General features: G+C 36.4%; 16 protein-coding genes and 2 other annotated features. Of the genes, 1 reads left to right on the top strand and 15 read right to left on the bottom strand.

Features of this window, described 5'->3' with window-relative positions; translation table 11 throughout:
* Positions 1-43: 43 nt before the first annotated feature.
* The 6 genes from ACUXVC_RS22960 to ytxC form a co-directional block, all read right to left on the bottom strand.
* Positions 44-535, bottom strand: coding sequence for a dUTP diphosphatase (locus tag ACUXVC_RS22960; protein ID WP_000365050.1), 492 nt, complete (start codon positions 533-535; stop codon positions 44-46).
* Positions 536-968: 433 nt separating this feature from the next.
* Positions 969-1,325: a 50S ribosomal protein L20 gene (gene rplT / locus ACUXVC_RS22965; RefSeq protein WP_001138362.1), complete on the bottom strand. Its 357-nt coding sequence runs from the start codon at positions 1,323-1,325 to the stop codon at positions 969-971.
* A gap of 37 nt (positions 1,326-1,362) precedes the next feature.
* Positions 1,363-1,563, bottom strand: a complete 201-nt coding sequence (rpmI, locus tag ACUXVC_RS22970) for a 50S ribosomal protein L35 (RefSeq protein WP_001125945.1) — start codon at positions 1,561-1,563, stop codon at positions 1,363-1,365.
* A 21-nt stretch (positions 1,564-1,584) separates the two neighbouring features.
* The gene (gene infC, locus ACUXVC_RS22975) at positions 1,585-2,088 is read right to left on the bottom strand and encodes a translation initiation factor IF-3 (RefSeq protein ID WP_000973215.1); all 504 of its coding nucleotides are present in this window, start codon (positions 2,086-2,088) and stop codon (positions 1,585-1,587) included.
* Positions 2,089-2,150: 62 nt separating this feature from the next.
* Positions 2,151-2,271, bottom strand: a sequence feature (ribosomal protein L20 leader region).
* Positions 2,272-2,481: 210 nt separating this feature from the next.
* A complete protein-coding gene (thrS, locus tag ACUXVC_RS22980) occupies positions 2,482-4,419 on the bottom strand; it encodes a threonine--tRNA ligase (protein ID WP_144465109.1) in 1,938 nt (645 codons plus the stop codon).
* 47 nt (positions 4,420-4,466) lie between these two features.
* Positions 4,467-4,695 (bottom strand) — a binding site (T-box leader).
* Between the two features lie 31 nt (positions 4,696-4,726).
* Entirely contained in the window at positions 4,727-5,608 is an 882-nt protein-coding gene (ytxC, locus tag ACUXVC_RS22985; protein WP_000569629.1) for a putative sporulation protein YtxC, read from the bottom strand.
* A 236-nt stretch (positions 5,609-5,844) separates the two neighbouring features.
* Between ytxC and ACUXVC_RS22990 the strand changes: the two genes are divergently transcribed.
* Positions 5,845-6,042: a DUF4177 domain-containing protein gene (locus tag ACUXVC_RS22990; protein WP_000464454.1), complete on the top strand. Its 198-nt coding sequence runs from the start codon at positions 5,845-5,847 to the stop codon at positions 6,040-6,042.
* 31 nt (positions 6,043-6,073) lie between these two features.
* Here the strand turns inward: ACUXVC_RS22990 and dnaI are convergent, their stop codons facing one another.
* From dnaI to polA, 9 genes are all read right to left on the bottom strand, one after another.
* Positions 6,074-7,012, bottom strand: coding sequence for a primosomal protein DnaI (gene dnaI, locus ACUXVC_RS22995; RefSeq protein WP_000400120.1), 939 nt, complete (start codon positions 7,010-7,012; stop codon positions 6,074-6,076).
* Between the two features lie 33 nt (positions 7,013-7,045).
* Complete coding sequence (locus ACUXVC_RS23000; RefSeq protein WP_000415025.1) at positions 7,046-8,455, bottom strand: replication initiation and membrane attachment family protein; 1,410 nt, start codon at positions 8,453-8,455, stop codon at positions 7,046-7,048.
* Positions 8,456-8,607: 152 nt separating this feature from the next.
* The gene (gene nrdR, locus ACUXVC_RS23005; RefSeq protein ID WP_001203687.1) at positions 8,608-9,069 is read right to left on the bottom strand and encodes a transcriptional regulator NrdR; all 462 of its coding nucleotides are present in this window, start codon (positions 9,067-9,069) and stop codon (positions 8,608-8,610) included.
* Positions 9,070-9,352: 283 nt separating this feature from the next.
* Complete coding sequence (gene speD, locus ACUXVC_RS23010) at positions 9,353-9,736, bottom strand: adenosylmethionine decarboxylase (protein WP_002003660.1); 384 nt, start codon at positions 9,734-9,736, stop codon at positions 9,353-9,355.
* 390 nt (positions 9,737-10,126) lie between these two features.
* Positions 10,127-11,155, bottom strand: a complete 1,029-nt coding sequence (locus tag ACUXVC_RS23015) for a glyceraldehyde-3-phosphate dehydrogenase (RefSeq protein ID WP_000198974.1) — start codon at positions 11,153-11,155, stop codon at positions 10,127-10,129.
* Positions 11,156-11,264: 109 nt separating this feature from the next.
* Entirely contained in the window at positions 11,265-11,867 is a 603-nt protein-coding gene (gene coaE, locus ACUXVC_RS23020) for a dephospho-CoA kinase (RefSeq protein ID WP_053563572.1), read from the bottom strand.
* 51 nt (positions 11,868-11,918) lie between these two features.
* Positions 11,919-12,551, bottom strand: a complete 633-nt coding sequence (ytaF, locus tag ACUXVC_RS23025) for a sporulation membrane protein YtaF (RefSeq protein ID WP_000281743.1) — start codon at positions 12,549-12,551, stop codon at positions 11,919-11,921.
* Between the two features lie 72 nt (positions 12,552-12,623).
* A complete protein-coding gene (mutM, locus tag ACUXVC_RS23030) occupies positions 12,624-13,454 on the bottom strand; it encodes a DNA-formamidopyrimidine glycosylase (protein WP_144465110.1) in 831 nt (276 codons plus the stop codon).
* Between the two features lie 12 nt (positions 13,455-13,466).
* Complete coding sequence (gene polA, locus ACUXVC_RS23035) at positions 13,467-16,100, bottom strand: DNA polymerase I (RefSeq protein ID WP_063548740.1); 2,634 nt, start codon at positions 16,098-16,100, stop codon at positions 13,467-13,469.
* Positions 16,101-16,246: the final 146 nt, after the last annotated feature.

The raw sequence follows: 16,246 nt of genomic DNA on the forward strand, positions 1-16,246 counted from the left end.
AATTCATTATACAATAATTAAATTGAAATATTCAAAAATTAAATTAGTATCCTTGTGTTTGACGCTGATGATTTACCTCATTTTTATCTAAATATGCTTTTTCAATCTCTTCTTGCTCAAATTCAAGTGCTTGTCCAAGTCGAAGATAGCTCGTAAATAATTCAATATAGTTTGTAATAGATGGTTGATCTGTAAAACGAATTACTTTCGCATATGTGTCTAAGAAAATTTCCACTTGTGTTTTATTCGTTTGTGCACATTTATAGAATAAGAAGTTTTTATCAATACCTAAATCAATTCCGATTGATAAAATAAAATGCAAACCATCTACGTATTCTTCTAATATTACTTCACGTTCCGAAGCTGGTTTGTTGCTCCAATATTTAAAACAACGTGTTTCATTTGCAAGTTCACCAATTTCTACAAGAAGAGCTAACATTTTTTCTTTTAACAATTTTTTCGGTTGTAAGTCATGTTCTTTTGCAATACGGTCATCTAATTCTTTTTGTAATTTAAATAGTTGTAGTAAGTCCATTCTATTGTCCTCCTCCAACATCGCATTTTACGCAACAATGTTGTTTCATCTCAAAGTTCATTATTATGTTTCAGTTCTTATGAATAAGTCAGCTATCTACCTCTTTATAAAATAGCTTGTCCTTAATTTGCAAATACGTTTCAGTCATCACTCTTAAATTGTTCATCTGATGAAAGTTCCATATCATCTTTCCATTATAGCAGTGTCGTTTCGGCTAGGAAAGATACTCTTCTTTCCAAACGTGCATAATTAAAAAAAGCCAGGAGGATTCTCCTGACTTCATATATATATTCTTCTATATCACTATAGTTTTTATGTTGATTTTGTCATATCGATAACAACACATCCGTTAATCTTTAGAACTTCAAACTTCTCTCTGAACACAAACAAAAAAACCTTAGAAGAAAATTCTTCTAAGGTTTCAACTAATTAATTAGTTAATGTTGTTTTTTGCAACTGTTGCTAATTCAGCGAAAGCTTTTTCGTCATGAACAGCTAAGTCAGCAAGCATCTTGCGGTTAACTTCGATGCCAGCATTTTTAAGACCGTGCATTAAGCGGCTGTAAGAAAGACCATTCATACGAGCTGCTGCGTTGATACGTGTAATCCATAATTTACGGAAGTCACGTTTCTTTTGACGGCGGTCACGGAATGCATACATTAGAGATTTCATAACCTGTTGGTTAGCAACCTTGAATAATGTATTTTTTGAACCGTAGTAACCTTTTGCTAATTTAATTACTTTTTTACGACGTTGACGAGTAACTGTACCACCTTTTACTCTTGGCATAATATTACCTCCTAATTGTTCTATATATCAGCCGAACTTATTTTAAGTTGTCAAGCATTTGACGAATGCGTTTGAAGTCACCAGCGCTTACTACACCAGCTTTACGTAGTTTACGTTTAGCTTTTGTAGATTTGTTAGCGAATAAATGGCTTGTGTAAGCGTGAGAACGTTTCAGTTTACCTGATCCAGTCTTTTTGAAACGCTTTGCAGCGCCGCGATGAGTTTTTTGTTTAGGCATAGGTATTTCCTCCTCTATCTATTACTTATCGTTTTTCGGTGCTAAAACTAAGAACATACTGCGTCCTTCCATTTTAGGCTTAGATTCAACTGTACTAACTTCAGCACAAGCTTCTGAGAAGCGATCTAAAACACGTTGACCGATTTCTTTATGAGTAATGGCACGTCCTTTAAAGCGAATTGACGCTTTAACCTTGTCGCCTTTCTCTAAAAACTTGATAGCATTACGAAGTTTTGTGTTAAAGTCGTGTTCATCAATTGTTGGACTTAAACGAACTTCTTTCATGCTAATTACTTTTTGATTTTTGCGCTGCTCTTTTTCTTTCTTCTGTTGCTCAAAGCGGAATTTACCGTAGTCCATAATGCGGCATACTGGCGGTTTCGCATTTGGAGCAACTAATACTAAATCAAGATTAAGATTTGCAGCTAAGTCTAAAGCGTCATTACGAGACTTGATTCCAAGTTGATCGCCATTTGCGCCAACTAAACGTACTTCACGTGCACGAATTTGCTCGTTAATCATCATATCCTTGCTAATAGTAAGCCACCTCCAAGGTTTTCTCAGAACATATTTTGTAGTCATAGAACCCGACAAAAAAAGTGCGGGCATACGACACCCACACTTGTAAAATCTTAAGTAAGAAATACATTTACCTGCTAACTGCGAATGCGTCCATCAGGTGAGAAGCGGGTGCTTCTACTTGTTCCACAAAACAATATTCTATTATCCTTGATGAGTTTATCATAGGACATGACGTCTGTCAAGAAGACGCGATGTGTTTTACTAACAACAAGAAATATTGTAACAAACAACTAACATACTTGCAATACTTTTTTATGATAAGTGTTACATGGTTATTTTTTCTAGTTTTTCTCTTTTATATTACAAAGAAAAGCCGCGGTATACCGCGGCTTTTTCTTATCGTTTTCCTTCTACTTTAATCATATCAACAAAAGCATCTAATGCGATTGTTTCTGATTTTTGTTCACCATATTTACGTACGTTTACGCCGTTTTCAGTTACTTCATTGTCACCTACTACAAGCATGTACGGAATTTTTTGCATTTGTGCTTCACGGATTTTGTAACCGATCTTCTCTTCACGAGTGTCTAATTCAACACGGATACCAGCACGACGCAATTCGTCTTGTACTTTCTTCGCATAGTCTAAATGTACTTGCGGAGAAACTGGAATTACTTGTACTTGAACTGGAGCTAACCAAGTTGGGAATGCACCTTTGTATTCTTCAATTAAGAAGGCTACGAAGCGTTCCATAGTTGATACAACACCACGGTGAATTACAACTGGACGATGTTGCTTACCGTCTTCGCCAACATAAGTTAATTCAAAGCGTTCTGGAAGTAAGAAGTCTAATTGTACAGTTGAAAGTGTTTCGTCTTTTCCAAGAGCAGTACGAACTTGAACATCAAGTTTTGGACCGTAGAATGCTGCTTCACCTTCAGCTTCATAGTAATCAAGACCCATTTCATCCATAGCTTCTTTTAACATACCTTGTGCTTTTTCCCACATCTCATCATCCGCATAATACTTTTTAGTATCTGCTGGATCACGATAAGATAGACGGAATGAGTAGTTCTCTAAACCGAAATCTTTGTACACTTCTAGAGTTAAGTTTACAACACGTTTTAACTCTTCTTTAATTTGATCTGGACGAACGAAAATGTGCGCATCGTTTAAAGTCATTCCGCGTACACGTTGTAACCCAGATAACGCACCTGACATTTCATAACGGTGCATTGTTCCAAGTTCCGCAATACGGATTGGTAATTCACGGTAGCTGTGAATATCATTTTTATAAACCATCATATGGTGAGGACAGTTCATTGGACGAAGAACTAATTCTTCACTATCCATTTCCATTGATGGGAACATGCCATCACGGTAGTGATTCCAGTGACCAGAAGTTTCATATAACTCTCTACTTCCTAATACTGGAGTGTATACGTGATCATAGCCTAAGCTTGCTTCTTTATCAACGATGTAACGCTCGATAATACGACGAATTGTTGCACCCTTTGGTAACCAAAGTGGTAAACCTTGTCCTACTTTTTGGCTATTAGTAAATAGTTTTAATTCTTTACCTAATTTACGGTGATCGCGCTCTTTCGCTTCTTCAAGCATACGTAAGTGCTCATCTAATTCTGCTTTCTTAACGAATGCAGTACCGTAAATACGTTGTAACATTTTATTATTGCTATCGCCGCGCCAGTAAGCACCTGCAACGCTTAATAATTTAAACACTTTAATTTTCCCTGTAGATGGAAGGTGAACACCACGGCAAAGGTCGAAGAATTCGCCTTGCTCATAGATTGAAATAACTGCATCCTCTGGAAGATCGTTAATTAAATCTAATTTTAACTCATCACCAATTTCTTCAAAGCGACGAAGTGCTTCTGCACGTGGTACTTCATGACGAACGATTTCTAAGTTTTCGTTCACGATTTTTTGCATTTCTTTTTCGATTTTCTTGAAGTCTTCAACTGTAATAGCTTCTTCCATATCGATATCGTAATAGAAGCCATTTTCAATTACTGGACCAATGCCAAGCTCAAGCTTAACATCTTTATATAAACGTTTTAACGCTTGTGCTAAAAGGTGGGCTGTTGAATGGCGTAAAATATATAAGCCATCTTCAGAATCTAATGTAATAATAGAAACTGCACCATCTTCTTCGATTGGTGTAACAAGATCGATCATCTCATCGTTTAATTTTCCAGCTACAGCTTTTTTCTTTAAGCCTGGGCTAATAGAAGCTGCGATTTCTTCAGTTGTTACGCCTTTTGGAAACTCCTTCACAGCTCCATCAGGGAAAGTAATTTTAACTACATCTGCCATCACTGGTCACTCCTCTTTTTCTCAAAATAAAAAACACTCATCCCGTAAAAAGGGACGAGTGTTGAATTCGTGGTTCCACCCTTGTTCCAATTAACATAATTGTTAATTGCTCAAGTTCAACATAACGGTGTTGTCCGTTAGCAATTACTAGAAAAACCGTTCACTGCTAAAGTTTAGAGGTGGTAAGTAATAATCCCGTACTAGGAAGCTCACACCCTAAGGCTTCCCTCTCTGAAAATCGTAGAAAACTACTCATGTCCTCATCATAACATTTCGATATATTTCATTTATGTAGGTAATTATATGCTCAAAAACTTAGAAAATCAAGGGCGTTACCTTTATTTTTTAAATTTTTCACATTGCGCTCAAAATCATGTAATCCATGTAATTGGACCCGTTCTTGAAACACATTTCGCAAAGTAATAATCATATTATGGTCTTGTTCTTTCGTATATAAATAAATCTTTTTGGGCGAAATAGAAAGAAGCGGCGCAATTACTTTCGTATCAATATATACATCATTTTGCTTTAACAATTCCTCATCTATATATTGGACCAACTTCTCCTGTTTTAAACGTCTACCTTTATCATCATAAAAGATAAAGCTTTCATCAAAAATAAGATGCACGCAGGACAAGCGTGATTTACGGCTACTTACTTGTTGCCGAAGCGTCTCAATGAACATTTGGTATTCTTGCTCCATCTTATATTCATCAATTGCCACTTCCGCAAGTTTAGCCACCATTTCCCTATATGTACGAAGACGAAAACGGATATATGATGAAAACGAGAATGAGAGCGGATCACAAAGCCAATTATTTAAAGAAGACTTAATATATGACTCAAATGCGTTACGCGTTAAATCCTGAGCTACACCTTTTCTTCTTCCCTTTAAAATCTCATGTGCCATGTGCAATATTTGATGACACTCTTCTTGTTCTTCATAAAAAAACTTTTCTTTTAAGATCGTATAAATCCACTCATTTTGTTTCACATTCACAATAAAATACACCATTACCGGCAATAAGATCTTTTCAATATAATTTGATTCACGTACTGGTATGTGAATCACCACTTTTTGTTCCTGTAAATACACACTCGTTTCCTTATATAATACTTCCGCTCTTTTCAGCAATTGTCTATATACGTGCATAGCATCATTTTTTTCTTCGAAGCAAATTTCAATCACTTTTGTCCCCCCTTTTATCCCTGCTCTAAAGGACTGTATCTATACGTTACAAATCCTATAAGAGTCCGTCCCGCGTGAAGTTCACTCTTAGTAGAATTACATTTCCTATCGTTAGAAAATCCACTCAATATGGCTTGCTAATTTTATATATATTAAGGGAGGGAGAAAAAAATGATACAAGCTACTATGAATTTTTTTATTGTATACTTTACTTATTACTAAAGGGAGGCATCTGAATGTTTGAATATAAATTCGTAAAAGTCGAATTTCATTGGGGGCTCACTCGCTCAAAACTAGCTGAAGACTACCAAGAAATTATTCAAGAACATGCTAGAGATGACTGGAGGTTCGTACAGATTGTTGCCCCTACGATTGGCAGTTCTGGACAACCTGAATATTTCGATCTCATATTTGAAAAGAAAATATCACTATAATACAAAAGAGCAAGCTTCTCAGCTTGCTCTTTTACTTATGACGACGGTTTTTCCCACCAATTGGAATTGGTTTCGCTAAATATTTAATTCGTTCCATAATACGTGCTGCCTTCATTTCTTCAGCCTCACCACGTTGTGTATACGTTAAATGATGTTCCAATTGTTTAAAATCAAAATTAGACGTAAAGAACGTCGGTAAGTTTTCTAACATACGGAATTGCAAGATTGCACCAAGCACATCGTCACGCACAAAGCTCGACATCGCTTCTGCCCCGATATCATCTAACATTAAAACTTGCACGCGTTTAACCGCATCAATCTTTTCGCCAATCGAATTATCTTGAATCGAACTTTTAATTTCACGTAAAAATTCCGGGAAGTATACGAGCATCGAACTTATTTTCTTTCGAGCAAGCTCGTTCGCAATTGCTCCTAAAAGGTACGTTTTTCCTACACCAAATTTACCGTACAAATATAAACCTTGTGCTTTTTTACCTGGTTCATATGTACTTAAAAATTCATTCGCTGCGCCAATTGCATCGATACGTGCATTTAAGTCAGAAGGGTCTAAGTTTTCCATAGTTGCCTGTAAAATATCCGTTGGCATATATACACTTTGAACGAGTTTTTCATATTTCTTTCTCTCGTCATATGCTACTTTTCTAACGCAACGATCGTATTGAATATCAATCATCTTCCCTTGAATAACAAGCTTTGGCTCGTATCCTTGCAGCATATTTTTACATGCACCTAAATCCGGACAATCCACGCAACCTACACTTTGTCCAATATATTCATATAACTTTACAAGACTGCGCTCAATCATAGAAGTCGTTACTTCACCTTTATGTTCGTCTATAAATTCTTTTACACGCGGGTGCGCCATTACTTCTGCCTTTAATACTTCATATCTATTTTTAAAATTTTCATTTTCCATTAATTTTGTAAATGAATTTTGAATATGCTCCATTTTCTCACCTCAAAGAGCGTTCATTCTCTTCTATTAATCACGCTTATATTTTTTTAACACTTCTTCTAATCGTTTTCGTTCATCTTCTAGCGTACTTGCATCTTTTTCTACACTTACATCTTTCTTCGCCGTTTCTTTCTCTTGTTCTTTCGGCTCTTCTTCCTTAAGCCAATCTGGCACCATTTCTTTTCGTACCGTTTTCTTCGCCGTACGGCCTTTTTTCTTCGTCTCAGCCCACTCTTGATATTGACGGTTCTCTTCTTTCGCTAACGCCATCGCGTCCGCTACTGTACCGACCTTTTTACGTGCCCAATGCCCAGCAATCTTCTCGACATACGTTTTCGCAAGTTTCATATCTGAGCGTAGCATAACGTAATAAATAAGTACATTCACAACTCCTGGTGTCAATTTTTGATTAATCATGACATCTTCAACGATTTGCAAGTCCGCTTTCGTTGCCTCTGCACCACCAGAAATCTCTTTCAATAGTTGTTTTGGCGAGATTTCCTCTAGCTGCTTTATTAACATCTCCTCTTGTGATGAAGGCTCTTTCTCTTTCATCGTACGTGCAGCATGAGGCTGTACTCTTTCACTTAGTACCGGTAATGCTTGACCATTTTCAAATTGATACCAATCTCGCGCTCCTTTTCTAAGCCTTTCCATATCAATTGTTTGCATCTCTGTCACCGCACCAAGAACGATATTTTGCATCGATAACACATCTACACCATACACGTAAGCAAGTGTTATAACGCAGTCTCTTACTTGATCTGTAATCGCCTTTTTAGGAACAAGAGCGGACAATCCATCTACAAATAAAGAGAAATCAAAGAAATCATTCCAAACTTTCGGAGCGTCTCCCTTCTCGTTACTTGGCATAGTTGTCGTTTTTGGAATACGAAGGTCTTCTTGCGCATGCTCAAGCTGTCCTGGATTAAACGAACCAAACACATCATTGAAAGAGCGCGTAACATTTTCATAAGAAGCAAAATCAAATTCTTCTTCTAAGAAATATTGCTTTACTTGATTATATTTTGTCCGACTCAATCGATTGTATAAAAAGATACTTAAAACAATATCATCAAAAAACTGCTTCGGAGATAAAGGTGGTTGCAACTCATATATGAACATTCGAATATCTTTTTCTTTCTTAATATATACCTTCAAAAGCCCAATTGCCTCTAACTTTACTCGTTCCTCATATATTTCAGGAAGTTGCATTTGCATAGTCACCATAAGGGAATGATGTGTATTCTCTTTTCCAAATACACGATCTTGCTCTAACTCCCCCCATAGTGTCATGTATAAGCTAAAAGCTCTACTACCTATTAACGGCTGATACAACATCGTCAATACTTTTCGGTCGTAATTATGCAGTAGCCCTTTCGCACTTACTTTATAACGATCAATCGGCAATAGCTCCATCCATGACTGTTTTTCCATTCTTGCTTTTCCTTTCTCTCATCCAATCTATCCTCTACTTCATTCCTTCTATCTTCATTATATAAATTCTTAGTGAAAAAGAGCTATTAGCTTTCGCTTCTAGCTCTCTTATCCTATTACTTACGGTATGTAAAGAGAATAAAATACAACTTCTACTCTCTTTCTTTTTGCAGTATATCTTTTAATTCTTCAATAAATACATTTAAATCTTTAAATTGACGATATACAGAAGCAAAACGTACATAAGCAACATCATCAATATCGCGAAGTTCTTCCATAACAATTTCACCAATCATATCACTTTTCACTTCTGATATACCTAAATTACGCAGTTCACGTTCCACGCTTTGTGTTACTTCTTCTAATTGTCTTAAAGATACTGGTCTTTTTTCACACGCTTTAATTAAACCACGTAAAATCTTTTCTTTATTAAACTCTTCTCGTGTGCCTTCTTTTTTAACAACGATAAGAGGTGACTCTTCTACCCTTTCAAAGGTCGTAAAGCGACTTAAACAACTTTCACACTCTCTTCTTCTTCGAATAGAGCGCCCCTCGTCTACCGGACGCGAATCTAACACTCTTGTACCATTATGAGAACAGGATGGACAACGCAATTCATTCACTCCTTTACACTATACTCTTTATTTTTCTCTACTCAATTCACCTAAAATATATATACAATATTATATAACTCATTCTAACTCTCTTACCACTTTAAGTTTCAGCGCATCACTTTATCATCTCATACTTAAAAATAAGATGGTATATAGGGCACTACCTCATTTGCAAGAGTCCAATGTATTCAACTAACGAGTACGTTATATTTTTCCTTTTTTATAAACTAAAAAAGAGGTGCATTATACACCTCTTTACATTTTAAATCAATTATGTTCTTTTTTAAAGAGCTTTTGTTTCTCTCTGCTTAATTTCGAAGCTACCAGTGCCTCGAGGAAGCTCGATGCTCTCACGCGTTTTCGCGTTTAAACCTTCTGCAATATATTCTGCAGCAACATTTGGATCAATACGATCCCCACAAGTATAAACATCAATACTTGCGTAACCGTGCTCCGGAAAGCTATGAATTGTTAAATGTGATTCTGAGATAATTACTACTCCACTTACACCTTGTGGTGCAAATTTATGGAAAGCAACCTCACGCACTTCAGCACCAGCTCTTAGTGCTGCATCCACAAATAATTGTTCAATATACGGCATGTCATTAAGCTTGTCGAAATCGCAATCCCAAAGTTCAGCAATCACGTGACGACCCATCGTATCCATAGTATCCATTCTACAGTTCCCCCTTGTAAATTTATTCTAACTGTTCGAATTGAAAACTAATTTGCAATTTGGCTTGCTCCACTACCACGGGGGAAAGTTAGTCCAGAGAGGTCCTAACCCTTTAAGTAGTGACTACGTACCTCAGCTCTTAAGTTTACGAGTGTTAGTATACTTTGTTTATTTTCATTTTGCAACAACAGTTTTTTCGATTTTCTGTCATATTTTCCTCTTTACTTTTCCCTAAAAAAAATAAACGATTCACAAATGCAGTAATCACAACGTTTCGTGGTATGTCCACTTTTTAAAATATACTTATATAATTTTTTTCCTTTTCAGAAAAAAATAAAAAAAGAGGGCAAATATTGCCTTGCCCTCTCCTCCCTTATTCACTTAAATGTGTTGCACATTTTCTTGTTTCGCTAACTCTTCAACAACTAACGTTACAAGATCTACAACACGACGAGAGTAGCCCCACTCGTTATCATACCAAGCAAGTACTTTCACTTTACGATCACCCATTACCATTGTAGATAAACCATCGATAATAGCTGAATGTGTATTTGTATTAAAGTCGATAGATACTAAAGGCTCTTCGCTGAATTCTACAATACCTTTTAACGCACCGTTTGCAACAGTTTTGAATGCATCGTTAATAGCTTCAACTGTCACATCGCGTTTTACATCTACTACTAAGTCAACAAGAGACACGTTTGGTGTTGGTACACGAAGTGCCATACCATGAAGTTTTCCGTTTAAGTGCGGAAGAACTTTTGCTAGCGCTTTCGCAGCACCTGTCGTTGTCGGAATGATTGATTGTCCGCAAGCACGTGCTCTTCTTAAATCTTTATGTGGGTTATCAATATTTTTTTGGTCATTTGTATAAGCGTGAACTGTCGTCATTAAACCGTTTTCAATTCCAAACTGCTCATCTAACACCTTCACAACAGGCGCTAAACAGTTTGTTGTACAAGATGCATTTGAAATAACAGTATGTTTTGTAATATCTAATTGGTCTTCGTTCACACCAACTACAATTGTTACATCTTCATTTTTACCAGGCGCTGTTAAAATAACTTTTTTCGCTCCAGCTTCAACGTGAAGAATTGCTTTTTCTTTTGAATTAAATTTACCAGTTGCTTCAATTACAACTTCAACACCTAAATCTGTCCAAGGCAATTCCTTTGGATCGCGGTTGTTTAAAAGGCGAATCATTTTTCCATCAACTAATAAGTGATCTTCAAATGCTTCTACTGTTCCGTCAAACTTGCCATGAACTGTATCATATTTAATTAAGTGTGCTAACGTTTCAGATGGATAGCTTGCATTGATTGCTACAATTTCGAATGCGCTTTCTTTTATTGCTTGACGAAATACCATTCTCCCAATACGTCCAAATCCATTAATTGCCACACGAGTCATAATATGTTATCCCCCTTGAATGCGTTATACTATTTATCTCCAATCCCAATAATAGTATAACACAAAAAGGAGATATGTCACTAAGCATTTTCATTAATTTCACAATTTTTTAGTCAATAATGTTCCACTTCTTTAAAATTACCTGCAATTGTGTTTTCGTTCCCATAATTGTGCCATCATTATTTATCACTTCATCTGCATTTTTCACTTTTTCTTCTAACGGCATTTGAGATTGAATACGAGCTGTTGCTTCTTCTTCTGAAAAGTTATTTCGTTTCATTAAACGCTCTAATTGCGTATGCGGCTTAACTGCTACAACTAAAACGCGGTCAACAAGACTTGTTAATTTGCTTTCAAATAAGAGAGGAATATCTAACACAACCGCTTGCATATCTTCTTTTATGTACATTTCCTTTTGCCTATTCATTTCCTCACGCACTGCAGGATGAACAATTTTATTTAACTGCAATCGTTTTTCTTCATTATAGAAAACGACACTTCCCAGTTTTGGACGATCTAGTTCTCCATCTTCTTGTAACACTTCCGTTCCAAATACTTCTACTATTTTGTTATATGCTGGTTTTCCTTGCTCTACAACTTCTCGTGCAATAATATCTGCATCAATAACCGGTATGCTCAGTTCACGAAACATTTGAGATACTGTACTTTTTCCACTTGCAATGCCTCCTGTTAATCCAATTACTACTGTCATAATAAGCCTCCTCATAATAAAAGGCGCGAAACTAATGTTCCACGCCCATACTTACATTTTCCAAATTCCAATAATGATGAGTAATACTCCAGGCAGGAATGTAAATTTTTGTAACCACTTCATATTCGATAAAACCGTTCCAAGTTTCATTCCAATAAATAAAAACAAAGAACTCATAATTGCAACTAATATCGCCATCATAGCGGGTGCATACCCTAATAAAGATGCACCAATTCCGGCACCAAATGAGTCTACAGAAAGAGCGATACCAAGAAGCAATGCCTCTCCTGCAGAAATGGTGCCTGATTTATCAAAATCTGCTACAGTCGGTTTCCGTAAAATTTGAATCACTAGCCCTAGCGAGGCAATCTCTAATTTCCAGACCTTCTCCTCTTGCTTCGGTTCTTCTTTTTTCTCACTTCGAAAAAATTGATACAATACCCAAATCCCTATTCCAATAAGAACAAGCCCACCGATACGCGTTGCGATAACAGGTGAAAATACTTTCGCGATCATATGTCCAATTCCCATTGAAACAAGCATAACAGCCGCTGAACACATTCCGATAATTATAATTGATCTTAGTGGAATTCTTACGCTTCTTAAACCATATGTTAGCCCTACACTACAGCTATCTAAGCTTAATGTAAAAGCTAATAAAATAAGAGATAAATAAAGGTACATCGGTAAGCTCCTCCCTTATACATAGCTCTGCTGTATGTATATGACAAATGCCTATCCGATGTTATCTCTTTTCTATATTCTTGGCTGACAAATTGGGCAGTAATGCGTTCCTCGCCCGCCAACAACTGTTTTTTCTAATATCGTACCGCAAGTTACACACGGTTCTCCTTTTTTTCCGTATACATTTAGGAGTTCTTGGAACGAACCAATTTGCCCTTGTGAGTTGATATACGTTCGAATTGTACTTCCGCCACGCTTCACTGCTTCTCCTAGCGTTGTAACCGTAGCCTCATAAATTCGCTCAATTTCTTCTTTTGTCAAAGACGACGCTTCTCGTTCCGGATGAATTTGAGAACGGAATAAAACTTCATCCACATATATATTTCCAAGCCCTACTAAAAGACGCTGATCCAATAGCACAACTTTTATTTTACGATTTATCTTTTGCAATCTTTCTTGTAAATACTGTGGTGTCAATTCAGCATCAAACGGCTCCGGCCCTAAGTCAGCAAGAGGCATTTGGTTCATCTCTTCACCTTTCTTAAAGAGATGCATCGTACCAAACTTTCTCACATCTTTATAATGTAATTCAGTTCCATCTGTAAATAAGAAACGGACGTGCGTATGTTTATCAATCGGCTCATCCTCTTGATGTAGTAAAAACTTACCTTCCATACGCAAATGTGAAACAATAACATAATTTGTTACATATAGAAGCAAAAACTTTCCTCTTCGCTTTATATTTTCAATCTTCTCGCCTTTTAGCATTTCTTTAAAGATTTCTGCATCATCTGGTCGTTTCACTATTTTTGGATAAGTAACAATAACATCTTCAATCGTTTTTCCTGTTACAAGATTTTCAAGTGTCCGTCTGACGTTTTCAACCTCTGGTAATTCAGGCATTTCATCACTTCCTTATTTTGCGTCGTACCAAGTTGGACCGTAAGAATAATCAACTTTCAGCGGAACTGCGAGTTCAATCGCATGCTCCATTACTTCAGGTACAAGCTGCTCTAATTTTTCAATTTCTTCTTTTGGTGCTTCAAATATTAATTCATCGTGTACTTGCAGAAGAAGACGCGCTTGTAATCCTTCTTCTTCTAAACGATCTGCCATAATAATCATCGCTTTTTTAATAATATCTGCTGCAGTACCTTGAATTGGTGTATTCATCGCTGTACGCTCAGCAAAGCTACGTAAATTGAAATTACGACTCGTAATTTCTGGAATATAACGACGACGATTTAATAATGTAGCCACATATCCTTTTTGTTTCGCATCTTTTACGATGTCCTCCATGTATTCTTGTACACCAGGGAAACTTTCTAAATACTTTTCAATAAATTCCGCTGCTGCTTTTCTTGTAATTCCTAAGTTTTGTGAAAGACCATAATCACTAATACCATACACAATTCCGAAGTTAACAGCTTTCGCTTGTCGTCTCATATTTGAAGTTACTTCATCTTTTTCAACGCCAAATACATCCATAGCTGTTTTCGTATGAATATCCATGTCATGCTGGAATGCTTCAACTAGCCCTTTATCATTTGCAATATGAGCTAATACACGTAGTTCGATTTGTGAATAATCAGCCGCATACATAATCCAACCTTCTTCTGATGGAACAAATGCCTGACGAATCTTTCTTCCTTCTTCTAATCGAATCGGGATATTTTGCAAGTTCGGATCCGTTGAACTTAATCGACCTGTTTGCGTTAACACTTGATTGAAACGAGTATGGATTTTAGATGAATCTTCATGTACAACTTTCAGTAAACCTTCAATATAAGTTGAATTTAGTTTCCCTAATTGACGATAATGTAAAATATTTGGAATAATTTCATGGCGATCCATAAGCTTGTCTAATACATCAGCTGACGTAGAATAACCTGTTTTCGTCTTTTTAATAACCGGTAAGTTTAAGTTCTCAAACAGAATTACACCAAGCTGCTTCGGTGAATTAATATTAAATTCTGTTCCCGCAAGCTTATAAATTTCCTGTTCCATTTCCTTTAATCTACCTGCAAGTTCTTCTCCCATATTACGAAGACGCTCCGTATCAACTTTTACACCTTTTACTTCCATATCAGCTAATACACGCGCAAGTGGCAATTCTAACTCTGTAAACAGTTCATATTGCTCATTCTTCTTTAACTCTTCAACGAATGTTTGCTTTACATCATATAATACATGCACTTTACGGGCCACATGCTCCGCTACTACTTCTAACTCTGGAACAGCACGCTTCGCACCTTTTCCGTAAACTTCTTCATCTGATTTCACAGCATGCGTTTCTTTCATTTTCGCTACAGTACGAAAATCTTTATCTGTATCAGCCGGGTCAAGTAAATAAGCAGCGATTAATAGATCAAAGTCAATCCCTTGCATATCTATCCCATTCCATTTCAGTGCAACGATTGCTCGCTTCGCATCAAATGTATGCTTTCTCATTTCTCCATTTGCAAGCCATGCTTTAAATGCATCCGATGCAAGAGCAATATCCTTCTGAATAAAGTAGCAACCATTTTCATTTTGAATACCAAAGCCTTGAATGTCCGCCTTATGATAATTATCTTCTTGCACTTCTACGATAAGCGCACTATCTTGCTGAAGCATTTCTTCTGTAACTTCTTCCACAATATCAAATGTAATATCATCTAATTCAGCTGGAGCTGTTTCTTCTGGTGTAACGCCTAATTTATTTAAAAGAGATGTAAATCCTAAACTCTCGAACATTGGAATCACATCACTTGCTTCATATCCTTTATACGCCATATCATCCACATGAACTGTAATCGGCGCATCTGTAATAATAGTCGCAAGATCTTTACTCATAAGAGCTTGTTCTTTATTTTCTTCCAGTTTTTCTTTTAATTTCTTCCCGCTTACTTGATCTAGATTTTCATACACTTCTTCAACCGTTCCAAACTGTGTTAACAATTTAATCGCCGTTTTTTCACCAACTCCTGGTACACCCGGAATATTATCTGATTGGTCTCCCATTAAACCTTTCATATCGATAATTTGCTTTGGTGATAAGCTATATTTTTCAAATAAAGATTCTTTCGTATATTCATCTACTTCCGTAATCCCTTTTCGCGGAATACATACAAGCGTGTTATCAGAAACAAGTTGAAGTAAATCTTTATCTCCTGAAATAACTTTTACACTTGCTCCTTGTTCACTCGCTTCTTTTGCTAGCGTTCCCATAATATCATCCGCTTCATAATTTTCTAATTCATAACGCGGTACATTGAACGCATCCAGCATCTCACGAATAAACGGGAACTGCTCTGATAATTCAGGTGGAGTCTTTTGACGTCCTCCTTTATACTCACTATACGTTTTATGACGGAAGGTTGTTTTGCCTGCATCAAACGCCACTAACATATGAGTTGGCTTTTCTTCCTCTAATATTCTCATTAACATCATTGTAAAACCGTAAATTGCGTTCGTATGTATACCTTTGTCGTTATTTAAAAGCGGTAGTGCAAAGAAAGCACGATACGCGATATTATTACCATCTACTAATACGACCTTTTTTTCCAAAATTGAAACCTCCCCATACAAATTTGAAATGATTTTTTTCACAGAAAAAAACCGTTCCTTTCCTCTCTCTATATTAACATGACTAATAGAGAGAAGAAAAATAACGGTTATTTTCTTTCATATATAAAACAGACTTATATTGGCAT

The sequence above is a fragment of the Bacillus sp. N6 genome, assembly GCF_052805735.1.